This window comes from Levilactobacillus fuyuanensis, assembly GCF_003946395.1.
Lineage (GTDB): Bacteria > Bacillota > Bacilli > Lactobacillales > Lactobacillaceae > Levilactobacillus > Levilactobacillus fuyuanensis.
Genome location: NZ_RHNZ01000010.1, coordinates 48,299 through 69,411 on the forward strand (window position 1 = coordinate 48,299; position 21,113 = coordinate 69,411).

Genomic DNA, 21,113 nt, shown 5'->3' on the forward strand with positions numbered 1-21,113 from the left:
CCTCCTTGTAGAATACATTGTTAATTCTATAAGGGTGGAGATGGACTGTTAATGCATGGAACGAATGACATTAAAAACTATTTGGAAGCTTATTATCTGATCGGGTGCGGAGCCTCGCATTTTAATGGTGGCAATGCTTGCAAGATTATCAATGTTGTACGTGAGGTCGTAAAAGCAACTAAATAATTCCACTCAAGAAGCGTATAATTTTAGAGAGAAATGCTTAAATACAGATGAATCTTTCACGTTAAAGGTGGTCAATACAAGTCATGGTCCTATCAGTCAATTGCCCCTGAATGAATTCAGAGGCTTGTCGCTCACGCGTCTTACGACACAGTAGTCCAACATGTCTATTTGACACTCCTACTCGTAATGGCAACATCATCGGGTAATTGACGGCTACCCGTTTAACTGCCAGGTTTACCCAGCGGTTGTTAGCTTCTTAATTTTTGGGTGCTTAACACCATTCAACCAATCTTGTCCAAGCATCTTAATATTCATGGCCCCTAACCGGTCATCGTTACAACGATACTGACATTGTTGACACCAATATTCATGCGCATCGTGATGCCGATTAGTTTTCTCTATTAAGCCACACTTGGGACAGCGCTGTGAGGTAAAAGCCGGACTGACTTTCACAACAGCACTTTGAATAGCCTGAGCTTTATACGTTAGGAAAGATTCTAGCTGGAAGAAAGACCAGGAACGATGACTGCTTCGTAAAGACTTAGGCAGGTCATCGGTGTTGAATGTCACATTGGTTAAGTCTTCCAGAATGAAGAGCGTATGCGAACCATATGCCGTAACGAGTGTCTTAGCTAGCCGATGATTCACATCGGTCATCCAGCGGTTCTCTCGTTGAGCCAGCTGTTTCAGCTTCTTATTGGCAGACCTGGTGCCCTTACTTTGTAGTTGTCGCCGGATTTCTAGGAATTTTTTCCGCCTACGTAAGATCTTTTGACCGTTAAAGAATAGCGTCTTCCCCTTACTATCAAAGGCAGTTGCTAGGAAGCGTAACCCGCGGTCAATACCTACAATTTGAGGATTATCGTTAGCATCGAAATTCCTAACTTCTTTCGTGATGCCAATATGCAGAAACCACTTGTCCCGGTTACGGACCAACTTAGCGGTACCTAGTTTCCAATCGTCAGTAAAGTATTTCTCGAATCCCTTTTTGGTAAAGCCTAGCTTAGTCCGCTTACCGAGAGTAGTCATAGAAATCTGTCGCATTCTGTCTACAAAAGAATAGTTACTCTGACGAACCAAGTCTGCTTGTGGTCGCCGAAATTGAATGGGCTTCACTAACCAGGTCAAGTCTCTAGGAATTTGAACCCATTTGTTTTCTTCGTTCTTGCAGCGGTAAGGATGTTGTTTCATTTGTTCTCGAACGGTTTTATAGCGAGCCACAACCGTCCGAAAAACAGATTGAATCATTTGACTATTGAGTTCTGATCCCTGTCTAAATATTTTGTACAGATGATGATTGATTTTTAACCAGCTTAACTGAAACTCATGGTCAAAGATCCATTGACTAACAATGTTAGCTAATCGTTGGTATTCCTTGCTCATCGCTAGAAATTGTTCTGCCTGATCTGTGTCCGGATAGAGTCTCATCTTGATTGTTCGCCCTAATTTAACCAACGGATACCTCCCCTGTAAGTTGGGTTAAGTATACCATGTTTAGTCTCTTTTAGGGGAACGTATGTTTTGGAAAAGATTATTAAATTTTGGCATTCATCCTGCGATTAAAATCGCAGGTTTTCTGCTTAGTTTTTAATAAAAAATTACTTTCTCATTTTTCTCAGCCTCTTTTTACCCATAGTCTTTGGACTGAATTTACGGAAATCATTGGAGATTAAGCTCTTAATTACCGTGGTACTACTGATAATGTCAGTAGTAGTGGTTGCTTATGCCATCAGGCACCCTAAAAGAATGTGGACGGGGGAATATGGTGTCTACGCGGGTGTGGTGCTGGGGGTCATTGGTTGGAGTACGCTGCTCTTATTTGTGTCAGTGTCAACGCCCCTAACCGGTTGGCTGTACTGGGCTTGGTGGGTGGCAAGCGTACTATGCTGTGGGATTGTGATGGGCTTTGCCGCGATTGTGCATGACATATTTATCGACCGTCGCGGTGCAAAAAGGTAATCGTTACTTTATAATACAGTGAGACGCAAAAGCAGGTGCCCCTCCTAATAAGGAGAAGCACCTGCTTTTTGAAAGCTATTGAGATGAATGCGTTGTGGCATCCAAAACCACTAGCAAGGTTACTTAAACGACTGGTTCACGTAAGACTCAACGGTCCCGGTCTTAGCGGACTCGTTGACTCGACCCGTCAGTTTGACTTGGTCGCCGGCCTTCATCAATACGGCCTTAGGATAGTCGGCGGTACCGACCGTCCAGAGGGTATCGTTACCTTTGACCGCGAACAGCACGTTTTGGTTATCGCCATTTGGAATGACGACGACCCGTTCCACCGTGCCCTTGAGCTTGATGGTCTTGGAGTTCGTGGTTGAGCTAGCCGTTGACCCGACCGTGGCGAGTTGTACCCGGTATTGGTCGAGCGCTTGGGTCGCCGTTGTAGCGTAAGCTTTCACACTTTGATCGGCCGCCTTGATGTAGGCGTAACTCCGGAAGGCCCCGGTGGAGTCTAGCAGTGAAACGACCCAAGTAGGTGTGCCGTCGATGTTGTACATGATCGGCATCGTAGCGGACCACTTCTGGGCGACGTATTCCTTTTCGGCGATCTTCTTGGCCCCGTCACTGTCCATGACCCCGATGTTTTTCCCGGTGTAGTAGGTCAGTGTCCCAGTCCGCGCGTTAATCATGGAGTAACCCATGGTTGAATCCGCACTGGTCTTAGGTGAGGTGAAATCGTTGAAGTAGGAGATGTCGCCGTGCTTGTCCACGACGGGCGTAACGCCATCTTCGGTCCCGTTACTGTTCGGGTCCTTCACGCCGGTCTTGTTAAAGTGGGCGTTGAAGTAACCGTTGCCGTACCAGCCGAAGATTTCGTTCATTTCCGCAGCCGTGGAGGACGCGATGGATTCGTTGATAAATTTCGGTGCGCCGGCAGCTGAGTAGAGCTTGGTGTCACCGGTCTTGGCGTTCAAGACGACGACGTGCAGACTCTTATAGTTGATCCGGCTGGAAACACCACGGGCCTTGTAGACGGTCTGGATGAAGTAGGGTTCGCCGCTATCCTTGATTTCGAGTTGCGGTTGCCCTTCCTGAACCCAGCCAGGGAAACGGTTGTAGATGACCCGTTGTGCGTCTTCGAAGAGGTAAGCACTCGGCGTGTACTTCATGGATTGCTTAATGAAGTGGGGCTCGGCGTTCACGTTGGTGGCGTCGATCATGAAGTAACCGGGTGACTTCTTGGCCCGTTGCCACCGCCAGAAGCCGTCGAATTCAACGGGGGCGATGTAGACGGTCTTGCCCTTAACGACCTGCGTTTGCAGGGCGCCTAGCTTGTAGTAAGACGTATTAGGCACGGCACTCATGGCCTTGTTCATCTTGTTGCGGACGGTCTTGGGTGCGATGGCGATTGGCGTCGCGTCCTTGTCCAGCAGGGGCGCGGTCTTCATCGTCTTGATCTTTAAGGAGTTGTAGACTGGCTTCACACCGAACTTGGTCTGAGCGGCCCCAAAGAGGCTGACGACAAAGAGCAATGCCAGTAGGCCGGCTGCCACGTTTAAGCCTTTATTTTGGCTACGAACGTGGGGGCGTTTGTCACCACTGCCGGTCTCGACCGCCACGTTGGGACTGCTGAGCGCCAGGAATGGCAGGTACAGCACCCCACTGATGACGTTCATGATGATCAGGCTAAAGAGCGCCTTGCTGGGTAAAATGACGAAGACCACGCCAATGGCAATGACGTAGTAAACGATGTAGATACCCGCCAGCATTTGCAAGTGTTGGGGACGTTGAACGATTCCCATGATTGCCATGATGAAGGCGGATAGGGTACAGAAGAAAGCGACTAGTAACATATAAAAACCCTTTCCAAATAATGTCAGCGAAAATCCAATTATGTAAAAAATAACTACTTTCTCTAGTTTACCCTATTTAGCGATGTGACTAAAGGGGAACACCGTAATCAGTAGAAATAATGGTAGCGCTTTTGTGGCTGGTGTGATGGGATTTGTCCAGATAGTTATGATGGCAATAGGGATGGACCTACTCAAGATGAACGGAATTAGTGATTCTCAGCTGGGTAACATGTACGGATGACTTGAGGAAAGATGGTCCTAGTAAAAGCCCGCCAAATCAGCAGTGCAAGCAAACTTAGCGTGACAAAGTGGCAGGCATTTGCTAGGGTTAGGTCAGATAGATGCAGGGAGGAAACACGATGACACTCGGGGAAAAATTAAAGCAGGCACGGGCGGATCACGAGCTGACCCAACAGGCCGTGGCCCAGCAGGTGGTCGTCTCGCGACAGACCATTTCAAGTTGGGAAACGGGGAAGAGCTATCCGGATATCGACAGTCTGGTGACGCTGAGCAATCTGTACGGGCTGACATTGGACAGCCTGATCAAGGAAGATACGGGGATGCTGGATTATTTGCGGAAGTCGGAGGTTGCGGTGAGGTTACGACCAATCCGTCAGGCGATGCTCATCTTGAATAGTTTATTCGTGGTGCTCTTAGTCTTCTTTTTGCCAAGTCGGCTAGGTGGTGGCATCTTAATTGTCGCGGTGCTGGCTAACTTGGTCGGCTTGGCCTATCTCCAAAAATTTGAGGAGCAGCTCAGTGACCTGCCCGTATGGGAACAGCGGTGGCGACGGGGGCGGTTACCGGGATTACTGGGAAGTCTAGCGGCAACGGGCGCCTTGATTGCAACCAACTGGTGGTCAGTCTCCGCGGCGGTTGCCAGTAGTCTGGTCAGTATCACCCTGGTGGGTTGGCTGACGTTGTTACTGCTTTGGTTAGGTCACGTAATCGGTCGGCTTAAACAGCAAGAGGATAAGGTGGCCAGGTCCAAGACGTAGGGACTAGCGCGGCGGGTTACCAATTAATAATTAGTGTTATCGAAGAAGTGCCTTCGCCAATCTAGTTTGGTGGGGGTGCTTTTTGAGATAGTGTTATACGCAAAAAAAGACCAGCCAAATCAGCCGGTCCACCCAACACATTTATTTCCGAATAGGGGTCATTAATGCTTAAACATGAAAATGCCCCGCACAATTTCGGCACCAATTAAAACCACCATGAATGACCAAGTAACAAGAGTTGCGACGCTTCCCATTTTAAAGACCTCCTCGATTCTGCCCAATTTCTAATTACTTTTATTGTACGCCGAACACTGGAGCGACACAATAGGAACCGCTTACATTTTCAGAAAAATCCATCACTGAATAGATCTACTTTGGGACCTGTTCTGTGATGGATTTATTCTTATGCGTGCAGTGTTTTGTCAGTTTTGGTAAGTTCCAAATGATCGGGAGCGCTGGCAGCCGCAGGCGAAAATACAACTCCTATCTGACTACTGGTTGGTGACATCGACGAGGCTGGCAAAGGTGGCAGTGCTCATGCCGGGAACGACCCGCAGCCGTGACAAATTGTAGCGCCCCTGCTTCAGAGTGGCCACGCCCTCCTGCGTGGTCAGCGCCAGCGTGTAGCCACTCTGTTTAGCCAACCGCCGTGTCGTGGCATTGGCGCGGCCAGCCGGGTAACACAGCATCCGCGTTTCCTGATCAAGATGGGTGTCTAACCACTGCTTAGACTTAACCAACTCCTGCTTCTGCTGAGCCGCCGTCAGTTCATCGAGATTCAAGTGCTGGACGGTGTGGCTGGCAAAGTCCACGTGGCCGGTCGCCTTCATTCGTTTCATCTCGGCTAGTGTCAGGTGATTGCCCTTATGCGTGAAGCCCGTGATGACGTTGATGGTCGCGTGTAGGTTGTATTTTTTCAGCGCCGGCAGGCCATTAGTCAGATTATCTTTGTAGGCATCGTCCAGTGTGATCCAGACGACCTTCTTCTGCGGAATGCTATTGGTCGAGAGCGCATGAATCGCCTCGGCCGTGGTCAGTGTCCGGTAGTGATGCTGCTTAAGGTAGGCCATCTCACTGGCGAACTGGGCCTTGGGCACGCGCAACTGATTCCCACTGGAAATACTGTGATACATCAAAATGGGCAGCTTGAGCGGCTGCTTTAACTTGATCCAGGGTTTGGCCTTGACGGGCTTAACAGCCGTAGATTCTGCGTCCTGACTTTGAATCCGATTGTGACGAGCCGGATGACTAATAGTGTTCGGCCGCGATTGACTCCAGGCGAACCCGCCGCCTAATAGCGCAATCAATGCCAGACAGCCCCCCAAGAACCACCAGTTTCTTTTCATCGCCTATTCCCCCAGTTTGTTCGTTTACTATTTAGTATAGGGGGTTCAATGAACGGTGGCACGCATTTAGTCTGCGCGCTGGGCCAATCGACGATAATAGTCGATGGAATCCGGTTCTAAATGGAGGGCAGAAATGGCGTCACGGTCGGAAAGCTGGGGGTGCCGCCGCAGATAGTTAACTAAGTAACCTTGGTACAGCACGGTGGGGCTCAGGGCAAAGCCCACGACAGTTTCATCCGGCTTCAAATATTTATGCAGGCCGGGCAACGTTAAGTGGGGATCGGCCGCGGCCCGTTGCTTTAGGAACCAATCATTGGACTGGAACCGTTGCTGCAGGGGGGCCAGAAAAGCCTGGAGTTCATTTAAAAATTGCTGGGCCGGTGCTGACCAGCTCTGTGTCTTCAAATTAGCTGTGAAATTGGGTTGAAGAAAGGCCTGAACCGGGTAGCCGTGAGCTACGAGTAGGAGTGTTAGCCGGGTATACACGTGGAGGCGCGGGTCGGCCAGCAGGCTGTTGAGGTCATCGACCCAGCGGTAGTTCAGCGGTTGGGCGGCTTGCTTGGGTTTACTCTTCAGATCCAGAGTCGGCAGGTAGGGCGTCCAACTGTGTGAGAAGAGAAATTTAAAGTAGACGTTGAGGTGCGACAAGACCTTGTTGTAGGTCTGATTCTGAATCTTGCGGGCGTCGACCAACATGGCCAGATACTGCTCCACATCGGGCGTCTGGAGTTGATTGACGCGGTGGTCTCGCTGATAGGTGGGATTGAAATTTTCTAGGTATTTGAAAAAGTCCGTCAGGGTCGCGTTGTACTCGTCTTCAGTGGCCTGCGCCATGGCCCGCTGCTGGAGCGTGCGATTGAAGGCGTCTTGATACGGATAGGTTTGGGACATGGCAAAACACTTCCTTTGCTAAAAATTACATTAACTTAGAGTGGCGACCACGACCGTGAAGTCGTGGCGGTGATGGGAGCTAGGCCGTGGTTGAGGTGCGGGCAGCCAAGACCCTTTCGCGTAATTGTTCTTTTTGATCGTCATCGATAAAAGCGGCGTCGATGGCGTTAAGTGTCAGGCGTTCCAGCAGAGACCAGTTCAGACCAAACTGCTTGCGAAGCGTGACGAATTCATCGGTTAAAGTGACGTTAGAGACGGTCCGGTCATCGGTGTTGACCGTGACCTTCAGGCCGGCACTGAGAAATTCCGATAACGGGAAGTCGCTCCAACTGTCGACAGCCTTGGTCTGGATGTTACTTGTTGGGCAAATTTCAATGGTGGCCCCGGCTTCTTTAGTTTGTGCGATTGCGGCCGGGAAGCCACTCATGTGAACGCCGTGGCCAATCCGTTTAGCACCCAGGGTCAGCGCAACCACAACGTTATCGACGGGCCCGGCCTCACCGGCATGGATCGTAAATGGCAGGCCGGTTGCCTGACCCGCGCGGATGGCATCAACCAGGTCGATCGTTGGATGATTGTACTCGTCCCCAGCGAAGTCCAGGCCAACGACCCCCTCGTTCTTGAAGTCGGCAGCGGTTTGGAAGACGTCGATGCATTCGTCTAAGGGACGGTCACGCATCGCACAGACGATGGCGTTGACTGGAATCCCAAAGTCGGCAGAACCGGCGTGCAGGCCCTCCAGTGTCGCGGCGATAGCTTCGCGAATGGAGAGACCCTTTTCGGTGAAAATGGCGGGGGCGAACCGCGTTTCTAAGTAAATCAGACCGTCTTCGGAGGCAGTCTGAACCATATCGTAACCAGCAATCCGGAGCTGTTCCGGCGTTTGCATCAGATCGGTCACAACCTGGAATCGTTTCAAGTAATCAATCAAACTGACGGTATCAATGGGTGCCGATACCAATGTCCGGAGTGCAGCGTCGCTGGCTGGCAACTCGGCACCGGTAATGGCTGCCATCTTCCGTAGCGCGGGTAGTGAGATCGATCCATCGAGGTGGCAGTGCAACTCAACTTTCGGATACTGACGAACGGCGTCTGCGGTAAAAGGGTTAACTTGAGACATGGCAAGGTCCTCCTTTGGAATATGTAACTTCCTTCCAGTATACCATGATAGCGCTTAACAACGCGACCTTACGGGGAAAATTTGCCTTTCGGTCGCCTTGCCGGGTGGTGCAAATAAACCGGGACGCTGTGGGCGGGTGCCCGGAGCCAAAGAGCGGTCTCCGGACTTGCCTTTGAACCTCTGAGAACCGAGTTTCAAAGACACCAATGTTCTAAGCGGCTTAAACCGCCGCTAAGAACATTCCCACGGCTGAGCTTATTTGCACCACCCTCACGGCTTAGGTAGATTTAGCCCGTAATCGCTATAGAATTTGCTTCCCATTTTCCTCGCTACGTGATGAGAGTAAACTACGCTGCGGTGGCAGTCGTCTAAAGCCCAAGGGCGGTCTTTAGACTTGGCTTTAAGCCGCTGAGAACCACGTCTTAAAACCACTACATCTCTAAGCACCAAGGTTCGGCCGCCAAGAGGTGTCCCACGGCTGAGCCCATTTTCACCGCCCTTACGGCTCACACGAATTTAGCCCGTAATCGCGTAGTAATAGCGACTGTCATTTGGTACTGAATTCTGCTAATTTGGGGAATTGGTTTTAAAATGAAATGAAATTATTCGAAAAAACTCATTAGATTTAAGGACTGTTCTGTCGATTAACAAAATTTTTTCCATTTTATCGCATTTAAAAGGGAAAGTTAGCGAACAAACCGATTGGCTAAAACCGCGATATCTTGCGGTTTATCGCCATTAATGCGTGACGGTTGGATTGCAAATTTTACAAATGTGAAATTTCATTAAAAAACGTTGTGTCTGGGGGCCAAACATTATAGAATTGATGTAATCGTCAGGGGGTTAACAAATCCCCCGTGTGCCGGAGTATTAGCACGATAAATAAATTTAAAAAATTAATATTAATAGGATAGGTAGTCATTGTTACGTGAACTATCTAAAAGCAGCCGAGAGTCCAGTCGACCGCAAGTTAAGTCTGTGTGCCAGAATCTTGGCTTGTCTGTGTGGGTGTGGCAACCGCCAGTTAAAATGGGTGTGTGTTGGGTTGAACGTGTGTTAGCCGTGAGGACGGTGAAAATGAATCCAGCCGTGAGAATTCTCTTAATGGTGGGTTTTACCATTTAGAGAATTGGTGTCTTGAAGACTCGGTTCGCAGAGGCTTCAAGCAAGTCCAGAGACCGCTCTTTGGCTCTGGACGTCCGCCCACAGCGTCACGATTCATTTTCACTGTCCGGTAAGGCGCTGTGAGGACGCTTTGAACCAGAGGCGCACGACACGCGTTTAACGTGGGGGAGTAATGGCAGCGTTAAAGAGAAGGAGCAATTGCGATGAATCATTTTAACACGGAACTGACGCGAATGGGGATGCGCGCGCGTCAGTCGGGCAAACGGCGGTATATCACCGGTTTCGATGGTATCCGGACGTTGGCCGTTTTGGGGGTTATTATTTACCATTTGGCGCCATCTACCTTGCAGGGTGGGTACTTAGGGGTGCCGATTTTCTTCGTCGTTTCAGGTTATTTAATTACATACTTATTGATTCAGGAGTTCGATACGCAGAATCACATTGATATTATTGGCTTTTACGGACGACGGTTAAAACGACTGTACCCGGCGCTGGTGACTATGATTCTTGGAACAACGGCCTACATTACGCTGTTCCAGCGGAGTCTGTTGGTCAATATCCGGGGAACGGTCATGACCAATCTGATCTACGGGTATAACTGGTTTGAAATCAATCACGGCCAATCGTATTTTGATCGATTCAGCGGGGAATCGCCGTTTACCCATCTGTGGTCGTTGTCGATTGAAGGTCAGTTTTACCTGATCTGGCCGCTGGTGGTGCTGGGACTCTTGCTGTTTGTGCACAAGAAGTCCCAACGGCTGGGCATTCTCATGGCGGTCGCCGTGGTTTCGGCGATTGCAATGGCTGTGCTGTACAGTCCTAATAACCCCAACCGGGTCTACTACGGAACCGACACGCGGATGTTTGCGATTCTAATTGGTGCGGGGATGGCCTTTGTTTGGCCGGCACACAAGCTGAATGCGGATGTCGGTAGGCAACAGCGACTGACTTTGGACGTTGTCGGCGGACTCTCGTTACTGGCGCTGATCTACCTATTCTTTACCATGAACGGGCAGGCGGCCAGCACGTATCGCGGCGGGATGTTCTGGTTCACGGTGTTGTCCGGTATTCTGGTTGGCACGGTGGCTCATCCCGGGAGCGATATGAACCGTATCCTGACGAACCGGTTGTTTAGCTATGTGGGTAAACGGAGCTACGGGATCTATCTTTACCAATTTCCCGTGATGATTTTCTACGAATCTAAGGTCAATATCGGGAATCATCCGCTATTTCATGCGTTGATTGAGGTGGCGCTGATCTTACTGGTCACCGAGCTCAGCTATCGGTGGATTGAAAATCCGATGCGGCATTACCACTATGGGCAGTTGACGGGGGACGTTGTGCGGTACTTCCAGCAACCCAAGGCACATCGTCTGGCCAATACATTAGGTGTGGTCGCGGCCTTACTCTTTGGATTGACGGCAGTTGGTTTCGTACAGCAGCCCGCGGCGGCCAAGCCAACGGCGCTGCAACAGACCATCACTGCTCGGCAGGCTGCGGCAAAGAAAAAGAATGCGGCGGCCGTGAAAAAGCAGAAAGCCTTGGCGGCGGCTTCATCCAAGAAAAAGCACGACACGGCGGTAGCTTTCTCCAAGCTGTCAAAGGCTAATCAAAAGTTGGCGAAGTACTACTACTTAACGCCAGATGAAGTCTTAAATAGTAAGCAAACGCCGTTAACCGCAATCGGAGATTCCGTCTTGCTGGATGATTCCGGTGATTTGCAAGACGTCTTCCCAGGTGCCATCGTTAATGGTAAGGTTGGCCGGCAAGCGGCCGACATGCACGATGTTATCGTGGGTATGGCCCAACAAGGTCAGCTGGCGAAGAATGTCTTGATCAATATCGGAACTAACGGCTACGTGACGCCGGAACAGGCCGATGACATTGTCCACGCTATCGGACCAGATCACCAGATCTTCTGGGTCACGGCCCACGTGCCAACGCGTGAATGGCAGAATTCCGTGAACAATCGAATTGCCAAGACTGCGGATAAGTACCACAATGTCCACGTGATTGACTGGTACACGACGGCTAAGAACCAGCCTAAGTGGTTTGTCAGTGACCACGTTCACCCGAATAATTACGGGAACCGGCACTACACTTCGTTGATTGCTAAGGCAATTGCGCAGGCTAATCAGTAACGGTTGAACTGCTAGTTTGCCGGTTACCTGTGTCTTATATCTTCAGAATAAAATGTAAACTGCGTTGTCCCAAGCTAATTGAAGCTGAGGGCAACGCAGTTTTTTACGAAATCAATGGTAGTTATAAGAGTAGGGCGATCATCTGGGGTGAGGTCCATTACCCGTCAAAAAGTCGTGAACGCTACTGATTTGCCGTTCGCGACTTTTCGCTGGGAACACCGCTAACGCCCCGTAATGTTAGTTCCATTAATTTACCGGAGGACCGGGATTTTTAGCGATTTTTTAGCGAAATTGGGAGATGATTTCTGCCCGAAAAAAAGGACCGTGTTATGATACCAATTGAGTTCAGGGATGAATTCGAAAATTTACTGGGGGGTAATTGTTATGATGAAAAAAGTTGCAATGATCGCAGCAGCTGCGGCTATGGTATTACCATTGGGGATTGGTGCTATTGCTCCCGCAACCGGTGAGGTTACTGCTTTTGCGGCCGCTAAACCAGCAGCCAAAAAAGTGACTCACACGTTAGTCAGTGCAAAAGCTATCAAGAAAGCAGCGTTCCACGTTAAGAGTGGCAAGCCAGCGCTGTATAGCGCAGCGTTTGCAGCTGATCAAGCCAAGGTCGGCATGACCAAGAAAGGGACTTTAGCGGGCGGCATGACCTACTACGCAACCAAGAAGATTGTCGTTAAAGTCAAGGCTACCAAGACAACTAAGGCTAAGAAAGTCACCTACGCCTACATCAAGTCATCCAACGGCAAGGTTGAGGGCTGGGTCGCACTTTCTAAGTTAACGGCCGGCAAGTTCATGGCTGCTGACGGCAACGCCGACGCCAAGAAAGCCGCCGACAAGATTGCAGGGAAGACCTACACGTTGGTTAGCGCCAAGAGCATCAAGAAGAGCGCGTTCCACTTCAAGGCCAACCAACCTGCACTCTACGCCGGCAAATTCGCCGCTGACCAAGCTAAGGTAACGTTAACCAAGAAGGGCGTATTGCCAAACAGCAAGACCTTCTACGCTACCAAGACAATTACCATCAAGAAAGCTAAGAAGAACGTGAAGTACGACTACGTGACCAGCGGCAAGACCAAGGGCTGGGTCTTAGCATCTCAACTGACTGCCGGCAAATTCATGGCAGCCGATTAGTTAAATACTCCAGTATATTTAAAAAACGGATGGCTTACGGGCCATCCGTTTTTTTTGCGGTTTAAACGTCAATTGTTGTGTGTCGCTTGCGGCTGCCAGGGGTTCCACCTGCTGTGGGGACCGGTCGGTAAAAGCCTGAGAAGCGGTCTTTTACCTCGACTTGAAACCTCGCGGAGAAGCACGAGGTTCCAAGTTCGTCCCATGGCGTAAGCACGGGAAGAAGCAAGCACTCGTTCTAACGCTATCGTCACGGCCGGTTCTACCCCTGGCCTCCAGCTAAGACAACTGTTTACCCAAACAGTATAACGTCTGCGTATCAGCTAATACTAGTTGAATAGACATGATGCAAGTAAATTAAACGATTTGCACATTCAGACAATATTAACCGCTTACAATTTAGTCTTGATTGAGCTGTTTTAAGTATTCAGCGTTGGCGGTAACTTTCTTCTTGTTCAGTGGGTACCAGAGAATCAAGATCAGGGCGCCAACACCCATGCAGACGGCTGGTAAGCCAACCGACAGTTGATAAATGTGGTTGGCAACGGCTTCGGTCTGAACGGCACCACCGGTCGTGGACGCCTTGTAGCCAATAAAGGACAACAGGAGACCAGAGACCCCACCGGCTAGGGCTTGCGCAACCTTTCTGGAGAAGGAGTTAACCCCGTAGACCACACCGTCTTCACGAATGCCATTTTCAACCTGTTCGTTATCAATGACGTCGGTGATGAAGGCCCAGACCATCAGGTTAAACATCCCAATTCCCATTGAACCAATGAAGGCGAAAATTAGGTAGACCACGACGCTGTGCGTGTGAATGATAAAGAGTAGGGTAAAGAAGATGAAGCCTAAGATCAGGAAACTTGCGGTGGCTTCTTTCCGGCCGAACCGTTGGTAAAGGTGTTTGGTGAATGGCGCCAACAGGAAGACGGCAACGGAAATGGTCAGCATTGCCAGAGCCATGGCTCCTTTGTTTTTGAAGTAGTCATTAAATAAGTATGATGCCATTGACGTGTAGCTGTAGAGGGCAATACAAATCAAAATATCGACGATTACGAGGACAATCAATGCCCGATCGGTCAATAGTTTTTTGAACAGAGTACTTAATGGCACGTTTTCACTCTTGTGGGTCCGCACCCGTTCGTGGGTGAAATGACCCAGAATGGAGTAGGCCAGGAACCCCCCAATTGCACAGAGACTAACGACTGTAAATAATCGTGTTGAAGAAATTTGTTGTGACCCTTTGGCATACATGAACATGGGCACGAAGTAGCTGACCAGAACCGTCCCGATAGCTGAACCGATGCTCCGGAAAGTCGACAGAGACGTCTTATCGGCGGGGTTGCTGGACATGGAAGAAGCCATCGAACCGTAGGGAATGTTGACGGTCGAGTACAGAATCCCCCAGGCAATGTAGGTAATGAAGATGTAGACAATCTTCGTCGTCATGGAAAGGTGACTGACCCAGGGTAAAAAGAGCAACATGGAGAGCAGAAGCAGCGGGTACTTCATCTTACGAATCCAGGGATGGAACCGGCCATCGTGTTTCAAGTCACTGTTGTCGACCAGCCGACCCACGCCGAGGTCAGCGAAAGCATCGATGAAGCGCGCAATCAGGAAGAGAATCCCGACGACAGCGGCGGAGACACCGAGAACGTTGGTGTAAAAAATCATAAGAAACGTCGTGACGGTGGTAAAGGTCAACATGTTCCCGATATCACCGAACATGTAGCCAATCTTATCTTGAATCCCGAATGGTTGTTTCGTAACAACAGTTGTATTCTGATTATTCAAATTCTTCACTGTACCTTCCATGTGAATTGCTCCTTTATTAGTTTTTATAGTTGAAATTAGGAATTGCTTGCCAACGGTGGGCTAGCCAGGTTGCAGCCGCTTTAGGTTCGCGGGCCCGGTTGAAGATCCCCTTGCGATTACCTTGAACCCGACCAATACCGACCTTGGTCTGAAAGTCGGCGAAGTTCCACAGCTGCTCACCGACGAAGTTCGTGATACCGTCAAAGACCTTCGCGTTCATGGCGTAGTAGTTGACCTGATACTCTTCAGAGAAGGGCTCGTTGTAGGCGCTGTGTAACCCGGGTAGCGTGTCAGCACCGAATTCGGTGAACATGATCGGTTTGGTGGGATATTTGGCTTGCCATGCCTGTAATTCTTGGGTCTCAGCAACAGCCGCAGCATCAAGGTCACCCGTCTGAATATACCAACCGTAGTAGCGGTTCAGGCAGAGAATATCAGCGAGGTCGGAACAGGTGTCGCGTTTCGGCGTGGCCATCATGATATTGATGTAGGTGCAGGGGCGCTGTTGGGGATCGAGCTGTTTGGCCAATTTGAAGAGTGGCGCGAAGTAGTCGTGGGCCCCTTCAATGTGGGTTGCTGGTTCGTTGGCCAGTGACCAGATAACGACGCTGGCGTGGTTCTTATCGCGACCGATCATTTCCTGAATCGCTTGTTGGTGCGCGGCCTGTGTCTTAACTTGATGCCAGTAGGGATTGTTTTTAGGGCTGTTGGCCTTGCTGGAAACGTTGAAGTCGAAGCCCGGCATCAAGCCAACGGCGGGAACTTCGTCGATAACGACGATGCCCTCACGGTCGCAGAGGCGCATCATTTCTTCGGAGTAAGGGTAGTGCGAGGTCCGAAATGAGTTGGCACCCATGTGCTTCAGTAGGTTTAGATCGAGTACGTTAGCCGCTTCGTTGAGGCCACGACCGTTGATGTAAGTGTCTTCGTGTTTACCGAAGCCCTTGAAGTAGAAAGGACGGTCGTTGATGAGAAACTGTCCAGCCTTGACGGCGACGGTTCGCAAACCAAAGGGTTCGGTATAGCTATCGAGGACGCTGCCATCTTCGGCTAAAAGTGTAACTTGGGCGTGATACAGGTAGGCGTTCAGGGGTTGCCAGAGGTGAATCTGGTCGAGATGAATGGCACTGTCTCGGCCGGTACCGGTGGCGACAACCGTATCGCTGGCATCGCGTAGGATGACTTGAATGCGGCCACTAGCCTGGGTAGTCTCACTGTGTACAGTGACATCCGCGGTGTTAGCTTTGAGGTCAATCTGTGGTGTAATCGTGATGTCTTCCAATCGATTCCACGGCGTTGCCAGCAGGTCAACGTTGCGGTTAAGGCCGGCATAGTTGAAGAAATCAAAGTTTTCGTCTACATGAGGAATACGGTGGCCGGCGTCGTCAGTCGTTTCAGAGTAGTTACCAACGGGTAAGGTTGTATCGTCTAGTAGGTTACTGATTTTCACGGTGATTCGGTTTTCACCAACGTGGGCGGCGTCGTTGATTGGTAGCTCGAAGGGGGTAAAGCCACCCTTATGATGGCCAACGGCGATACCGTTCACGTAGACCCAAGCTTCGTGGGTGGCGGAACCAAATCGCAGGCTGAGCCGTTGTTCGCTGAGAACATGGGGAATGGTCAACTGGCGTTCGTACCAGACATAGCCGTCATGGTGCCGCAGTTTTAAATTAGTCGTTTGATCGTTGAAGGAAGCTGGGACAGCAATATTGTCCGGGTCAGTCAATGGCTGTTTAGGATCTCTAGGTTCGTCAGGTACCTGCATTTGAAATTGCCAAATACCGTTAAGGCTTAAGACGGTTCTCGTTTCAGTGTTTAATGGGTATAACACGATGAATCACTCCAATTTTGTTTGATTGCTCTATTGCAATCGCTTACAACTAAGATAATATAAGAAGTGAGTAGCGTCTTGGACTATTTTGACGAAAGACAGACAATATTGATATTTTGCGAAAATTACAAAAGATTTGGACAATTGTGGAGGTCTTTGCGGTGAAAAGTGAGCAGGAACAAGAGTTGGTTGTCGCGCTCTCCCGAATCAGTGGGGTGACGGTTCGGCGGTGTGATACGGACTTAAACACGGTATTTATCGCGGGAGATGATGGTGACCTTCCCGAATTTAATAAGCTACCGGCCGATAGCGGTGAGTGTATCCGGGCAATTACGGGTCAAGGAGACTTTTTGGTGGCCGGTATCTTTAATGCATCGGCGGTCGCTGGCTATCTGGTGGCGGGGCCCGTTACCACGCATAGTTGGAGCCTCGCACGCGTCATCATCTCTGCGATTGGTGCGAGTGATCAGCCCTTGGCGTTGATTGAGGATCACGTGAAGGTTGCCAATCTTGACGTTGATCTGGCCAAGCGTGATAGCGACAATGATGCCCAGATTGTTAAAGCCTATAGATATCAGAATCAAATCATGGATGCCATTACGCGGGGCGATCGAGATGGTGTGAAGCATGCTTTGACAGGAATCTTGGGCGAAAAGGAACGCTTCCTATCGCGGATTCCTAATCGACGACTGCGGTCCACCAAGAATATCCTGTTTGTCGCGAACACGGCTTTTCGGATTGCAGCCGAGCGGGGCAATATTAGTCCGGTGGTCTTGGACCGCATTTCCAGCCACTATTCGCAGGCTATCGAGCAACTCTTCTCGTTGAAGAGTGAGGAACAGTTGGTTCTGGAAATGGCTACCCAATACTGTGATGTCGTTGCTGCACGGCGAAACAATCAATATAGTGTGAAGGTCAACCGCGCCCTTCAGTTTATCTACCGTCATTATCGAGAACCGCTGAATCTCACCGGAATTGCGCAGATTGCCGAATCCTCGCCCGGGTACTTGTCGCGGCGATTTAAACAGGAGACTGGGGAAACTATTTTTGAGTTCATTAACCGTTACCGCATCCGGATGTCGCGCGTCTACTTGCGCTATCAACCGAAGTCGATGATGGACGTAGCGTTTGGTGTGGGATTTAACGACGTGACGTATTTCAATCGCGTGTTTAAGCGTTACGTGGGGATGACACCGGTGGCTTACATGCGGAGCAGTGAGCCGACAGTGAATGGTTAGATAATAAGGTGTGGCCTACGGTATTGCCCACGTAGTATTTACGAAATAAATAGGTGCATAGAAAAAAACGGATGGCCAGTAATGGTCATCCGCTTTGAAATTAATCATGTTTTGAAATTAAGTCGCGCTACTTTGCGTTTAGTTCTGCTAAAACCTTAGCATTTTCATCGACCCGTTTTTTGTTCAGAGGATACCACAGGAACATGATCAACGCGCCAAGCCCAAAGCAAACTGCCGGAATCCCAACGGCTAATTGGTAAATGCTATTATTAACAGCTTCCGTTTGTAGGGCACCGCCGCTAGTCGACGTCTTGTAACCGATAAAGGATAACAGGAGTCCGGCTACCCCACCAGCTAAGGCTTGGGCAACCTTTCTGGCGAAGGAATTCACGCCATAAACAACCCCGTCTTCACGCATCCCGGTCTCAACCTGTTCGTTGTCGATGACATCGGTGATGAACGCCCAGACCATCAAATTGAACATCCCCATCCCCAGTGCGGCGACAAAGGAAATAATCAGATAAGTCATGACGCTATGGGTGTGCAGAACCCATAATAGTGCAAACATTAGGGCACCAAAAGCCAGAAAACTTTCAGTGATTTCCTTGCGCCCAAACCGTTTGTACAGCTTGTTGGCAAACGGTGCGAGAACGAAAGTTGCTAGTGACATAGAAACCATCGCAATAGCCATGGCACCTTTATCCTTGAAGTAGTCGTTGAAGAGGTAAGAAACCATAGCCATATAGGAGAATAGTCCCACGCAGACTAAGATATCGATAGTGACCAAGATAATTAGAGCACGGTCTGCTAGCAATTTCTTACCGACAACCTTCAGCGGAATGTTTTCGGACTTTTCGGTTCGAACACGCTCTGTCGTAAAATGTCCCAGCAAGGTGTAGGCGATGACCCCACCAGCGGCACAGATGGTGACGATGATGAAGAGCCGCATAGGTGAAATTTGTTGTGACCCCTTAGCGTACATGAATACCGGAACAAAGTAGCTGACAACAATGGTTCCAATGGCTGATCCGATGCTTCGGAAAGTAGAAAGCGAGGTTTTATCAGTTGGATTGCTTGAAATTGCAGATGCCATGGAGCCATAAGGGATATTGACGGTAGAATACAAAATACCCCAGGCAATGTAGGTGATGAAGATGTAAACGATCTTGATTCCCATTGAAAGGTTGCTGACCCATGGCAGAAACAGCAGAATCGAAACGAAGAATAAGGGATACTTCATGTGTCGAATCCAGGGATGGAAACGGCCATCTGCCTTGAGATCACTGTTGTCGACTAGTCGGCCAACGCCTAAGTCGGCGAAAGCGTCAATGATTCGGGCAACTAAGAATAGAATCCCAACAATGGCTGCGGAAATACCGAGAGCATTGGTGTAGAAAATCATCAAGAACGTGGTTACAGTTGAAAAGGTGAGCGTGTTCCCTAAGTCCCCGAACATATAACCAAATTTATCTCGGCCACCGAACGGTTTGTCCGTCAGAAGTTGCGTGTCTTGCTTAACTGCATTTTCAAGCGATTTTTCCATGAATAGACCTCCTTTTCCCGTGAACTATTTCTTGTAGTTAAAGTTAGGAATACTGTTCCAACGATGACTCAGCCAAATAGCGGCTGCCTTAGGTTCGCGAGAACGGGTGAAGATGCCCTTCTTATTTCCTTGGACCCGATTGATACCGAACTTGGTCTGGAAGTCGGCAAAATTCCAGAGTTGTTCACCGACGAAGTTGTCGATCTTGTCGAAGATCTTCGCGTTCATGTCGTAGTAGTTGACCTGATACTCTTCGGAGAACGGCTCGTTGTAGGAACTGTGCACGCCGGCTACAGTGTCGGCTCCAAATTCCGTGAACATGATCGGCTTATCCGGCCACTTTTCCTGCCAAGTGCGCAGTTCGGCTTCTTCGGCAGCCGCTGCGGCCTTGAGGTCTCCCGTTTGCAGGTACCAGCCGTAGTAACGATTCAGCGTCAACAGGTCCGCGAGGTCGGAACAGTTGTCGCGGTCCGGCGTGGACATCATGATGTTAATGTAGGTGCATGGCCGATTCTGGGTGTCCAGGCTACGCGCCAGCTTGAATAACGGTTCGAAGTAGTCGTGAGCGCCAGGCAGGAAGGTTGCCGGTTCGTTAGCAATGGACCAGATGACAACGGACGCGTGGTTCTTATCCCGACCAATCATTTCTTTCAGCGCCTGTTCGTGGGCAGCTTGCGTTTTAACCGTGGACCAGAAGGGATTTTCGGTATTCTTGAACGCGCTGGAAATGTCGAAGTTGAAATCAGGCATCAGGCCAACTGCTGGGACTTCGTCGATGACCACGATCCCTTCGCGGTCACAGAGCCGCATCATTTCTTCGGAGTAGGGGTAGTGGGAGGTCCGGAACGAGTTGGCTCCAATCTTCTTCAAGAGGTTCAGGTCGAGCACGTTGACGGCTTCGTTCATCCCACGGCCGTTGACATAGGAATCTTCATGCTTCCCAAAACCTTTGAAGTAGAAGGGCTCGCCGTTGATTAGAAACTTCCCGGACTTAATCTCGATGGTCCGTAGGCCAAATGGTTCCGTGTAACTGTCGACCACGGTGTCGCCATCCAGAATTTCGACGCGGGCTTGGTAGAGGTAAGCGTTCAATGGTTGCCAGAGGTGAATGTTGTCCAGATGAAGCGTGTTGTCGGCGCCGTTGGCTGTAGCAACGATTGTGCCTTCTTCGTCCAGAAGCGTCACCTTAACCGTAGCGGCCGCAGTGGTCTTCACGGCGATATCGATGTCGGCACTGGTCGTATCCAGGTCGATGTGTGGCGTTACCGTGATGTCTTCCACTCGGTTCCACGGCGTTGCCAGCAGGTTTACGTTGCGGTGAAGGCCGGCATAGTTGAAGAAGTCAAAGTTTTCATCGACGTGCGACACGGTGTTGCCGTTGGCGTCCTTGGTTTCCGTGTAGTTGCCGACGGGCAGAGTTGAGTGGTCCAGTAGGTTACTGATCTTGACGGTCAAGCGGTTGGCGCCAGCCTGAACAGCGTCGTTGATCGGCAATTCAAAGGGTGTGAAGCCGCCCTTGTGATGACCGACGGCGATACCGTTGACGAAGACCCAGGCTTCGTGAGTCGCTGAACCAAAGCGCAGGCTCAGCCGTTGGTCCGTTAACGCGGCGGGGACGGTAAAGTCACGTTCGTACCAGAAGTAACCGCTGTGTTGACGGAGTTCTGGGTTCGCCGTCTGGTCGTTGAAGGAAGCGGGTACGGCCATAACGTCGGTTGTTTGTAGAGGGGCAACTGGGTCGTGGTGCTCACCATCGGCTTGCATCTTAAAGGACCAGATACCATTTAAGCTCAGGACGGAACGGGTTTCAGTCATCAAAGGGTATAACATTCAAATCACTCCTAAATTTATTTTCGATCATTCTTGCAATCGCTTACAAGAAGAATAAACTATAATCAGAGTGTATGCTTGAACAATATTGTGGTTTTGAAAACTA

The 21,113-nt window shown here is 49.9% G+C and carries 14 protein-coding genes; 5 read left to right on the forward strand and 9 right to left on the reverse strand.

Annotated elements, in window-relative coordinates; genetic code table 11:
• Window positions 1–420: 420 nt before the first annotated feature.
• Window positions 421–1,641: an RNA-guided endonuclease InsQ/TnpB family protein gene (locus EKM73_RS06965; RefSeq protein ID WP_125701246.1), complete on the reverse strand. Its 1,221-nt coding sequence runs from the start codon at window positions 1,639–1,641 to the stop codon at window positions 421–423.
• Window positions 1,642–1,932: 291 nt separating this feature from the next.
• Here EKM73_RS06965 and EKM73_RS06970 point away from each other — a divergent pair, with 291 nt between their 5' ends.
• A complete protein-coding gene (locus EKM73_RS06970; RefSeq protein ID WP_125701247.1) occupies window positions 1,933–2,145 on the forward strand; it encodes a hypothetical protein in 213 nt (70 codons plus the stop codon).
• A 119-nt stretch (window positions 2,146–2,264) separates the two neighbouring features.
• Here EKM73_RS06970 and EKM73_RS06975 read toward each other — a convergent pair whose 3' ends face one another.
• A complete protein-coding gene (locus EKM73_RS06975) occupies window positions 2,265–3,989 on the reverse strand; it encodes a hypothetical protein (RefSeq protein WP_125701248.1) in 1,725 nt (574 codons plus the stop codon).
• 359 nt (window positions 3,990–4,348) lie between these two features.
• Here EKM73_RS06975 and EKM73_RS12890 point away from each other — a divergent pair, with 359 nt between their 5' ends.
• Complete coding sequence (locus tag EKM73_RS12890) at window positions 4,349–4,987, forward strand: helix-turn-helix transcriptional regulator (RefSeq protein ID WP_225421332.1); 639 nt, start codon at window positions 4,349–4,351, stop codon at window positions 4,985–4,987.
• A gap of 491 nt (window positions 4,988–5,478) precedes the next feature.
• On the opposite strand, the gene EKM73_RS06990 is transcribed toward EKM73_RS12890, so the two are convergent.
• From EKM73_RS06990 to add, 3 genes are all read right to left on the reverse strand, one after another.
• Window positions 5,479–6,333, reverse strand: a complete 855-nt coding sequence (locus EKM73_RS06990) for a polysaccharide deacetylase family protein (protein ID WP_125701249.1) — start codon at window positions 6,331–6,333, stop codon at window positions 5,479–5,481.
• A 66-nt stretch (window positions 6,334–6,399) separates the two neighbouring features.
• Window positions 6,400–7,224, reverse strand: coding sequence for a site-specific integrase (locus tag EKM73_RS06995; RefSeq protein ID WP_125701250.1), 825 nt, complete (start codon window positions 7,222–7,224; stop codon window positions 6,400–6,402).
• Window positions 7,225–7,303: 79 nt separating this feature from the next.
• The gene (add, locus tag EKM73_RS07000; protein ID WP_125701251.1) at window positions 7,304–8,344 is read right to left on the reverse strand and encodes an adenosine deaminase; all 1,041 of its coding nucleotides are present in this window, start codon (window positions 8,342–8,344) and stop codon (window positions 7,304–7,306) included.
• A gap of 1,328 nt (window positions 8,345–9,672) precedes the next feature.
• On the opposite strand from add, the gene EKM73_RS07005 reads away from it, so the two are divergent.
• Window positions 9,673–11,610 (forward strand): acyltransferase family protein, encoded by a 1,938-nt coding sequence (locus tag EKM73_RS07005; protein ID WP_125701252.1) that lies wholly within the window; start codon window positions 9,673–9,675, stop codon window positions 11,608–11,610.
• Window positions 11,611–11,994: 384 nt separating this feature from the next.
• Window positions 11,995–12,753, forward strand: a complete 759-nt coding sequence (locus tag EKM73_RS07010; protein WP_125701253.1) for a hypothetical protein — start codon at window positions 11,995–11,997, stop codon at window positions 12,751–12,753.
• A 396-nt stretch (window positions 12,754–13,149) separates the two neighbouring features.
• Here EKM73_RS07010 and EKM73_RS07015 read toward each other — a convergent pair whose 3' ends face one another.
• Together EKM73_RS07015 and uidA (EKM73_RS07020) are read right to left on the reverse strand one after the other, a co-directional pair.
• On the reverse strand, window positions 13,150–14,565 hold the full coding sequence (locus tag EKM73_RS07015) for an MFS transporter (protein WP_125701254.1): 1,416 nt from the start codon (window positions 14,563–14,565) through the stop codon (window positions 13,150–13,152).
• 16 nt (window positions 14,566–14,581) lie between these two features.
• On the reverse strand, window positions 14,582–16,396 hold the full coding sequence (gene uidA, locus EKM73_RS07020) for a beta-glucuronidase (RefSeq protein ID WP_125701255.1): 1,815 nt from the start codon (window positions 16,394–16,396) through the stop codon (window positions 14,582–14,584).
• 161 nt (window positions 16,397–16,557) lie between these two features.
• On the opposite strand from uidA (EKM73_RS07020), the gene EKM73_RS07025 reads away from it, so the two are divergent.
• Window positions 16,558–17,634 (forward strand): AraC family transcriptional regulator, encoded by a 1,077-nt coding sequence (locus EKM73_RS07025; protein WP_125701256.1) that lies wholly within the window; start codon window positions 16,558–16,560, stop codon window positions 17,632–17,634.
• A gap of 127 nt (window positions 17,635–17,761) precedes the next feature.
• Here the strand turns inward: EKM73_RS07025 and EKM73_RS07030 are convergent, their stop codons facing one another.
• Window positions 17,762–19,177, reverse strand: coding sequence for an MFS transporter (locus EKM73_RS07030; protein WP_125701257.1), 1,416 nt, complete (start codon window positions 19,175–19,177; stop codon window positions 17,762–17,764).
• Between the two features lie 24 nt (window positions 19,178–19,201).
• Window positions 19,202–21,007, reverse strand: coding sequence for a beta-glucuronidase (gene uidA, locus EKM73_RS07035; protein ID WP_125701258.1), 1,806 nt, complete (start codon window positions 21,005–21,007; stop codon window positions 19,202–19,204).
• Between the last annotated feature and the right edge of the window lie 106 nt (window positions 21,008–21,113).

What these genes read in the sequence shown, in the direction of transcription:
- EKM73_RS06970 (WP_125701247.1), top strand. Translation starts at nt 1,933, where the DNA reads ATGTGGACGGGGGAATATGGTGTCTACGCGGGTGTGGTGCTGGGGGTC.
- EKM73_RS06975 (WP_125701248.1), bottom strand. Translation starts at nt 3,989, where the DNA reads ATGTTACTAGTCGCTTTCTTCTGTACCCTATCCGCCTTCATCATGGCA.
- EKM73_RS12890 (WP_225421332.1), top strand. Translation starts at nt 4,349, where the DNA reads ATGACACTCGGGGAAAAATTAAAGCAGGCACGGGCGGATCACGAGCTG.
- EKM73_RS06990 (WP_125701249.1), bottom strand. Translation starts at nt 6,333, where the DNA reads ATGAAAAGAAACTGGTGGTTCTTGGGGGGCTGTCTGGCATTGATTGCG.
- EKM73_RS06995 (WP_125701250.1), bottom strand. Translation starts at nt 7,224, where the DNA reads ATGTCCCAAACCTATCCGTATCAAGACGCCTTCAATCGCACGCTCCAG.
- add (WP_125701251.1), bottom strand. Translation starts at nt 8,344, where the DNA reads ATGTCTCAAGTTAACCCTTTTACCGCAGACGCCGTTCGTCAGTATCCG.
- EKM73_RS07005 (WP_125701252.1), top strand. Translation starts at nt 9,673, where the DNA reads ATGAATCATTTTAACACGGAACTGACGCGAATGGGGATGCGCGCGCGT.
- EKM73_RS07010 (WP_125701253.1), top strand. Translation starts at nt 11,995, where the DNA reads ATGATGAAAAAAGTTGCAATGATCGCAGCAGCTGCGGCTATGGTATTA.
- EKM73_RS07015 (WP_125701254.1), bottom strand. Translation starts at nt 14,565, where the DNA reads ATGGAAGGTACAGTGAAGAATTTGAATAATCAGAATACAACTGTTGTT.
- EKM73_RS07030 (WP_125701257.1), bottom strand. Translation starts at nt 19,177, where the DNA reads ATGGAAAAATCGCTTGAAAATGCAGTTAAGCAAGACACGCAACTTCTG.
- uidA (WP_125701258.1), bottom strand. Translation starts at nt 21,007, where the DNA reads ATGTTATACCCTTTGATGACTGAAACCCGTTCCGTCCTGAGCTTAAAT.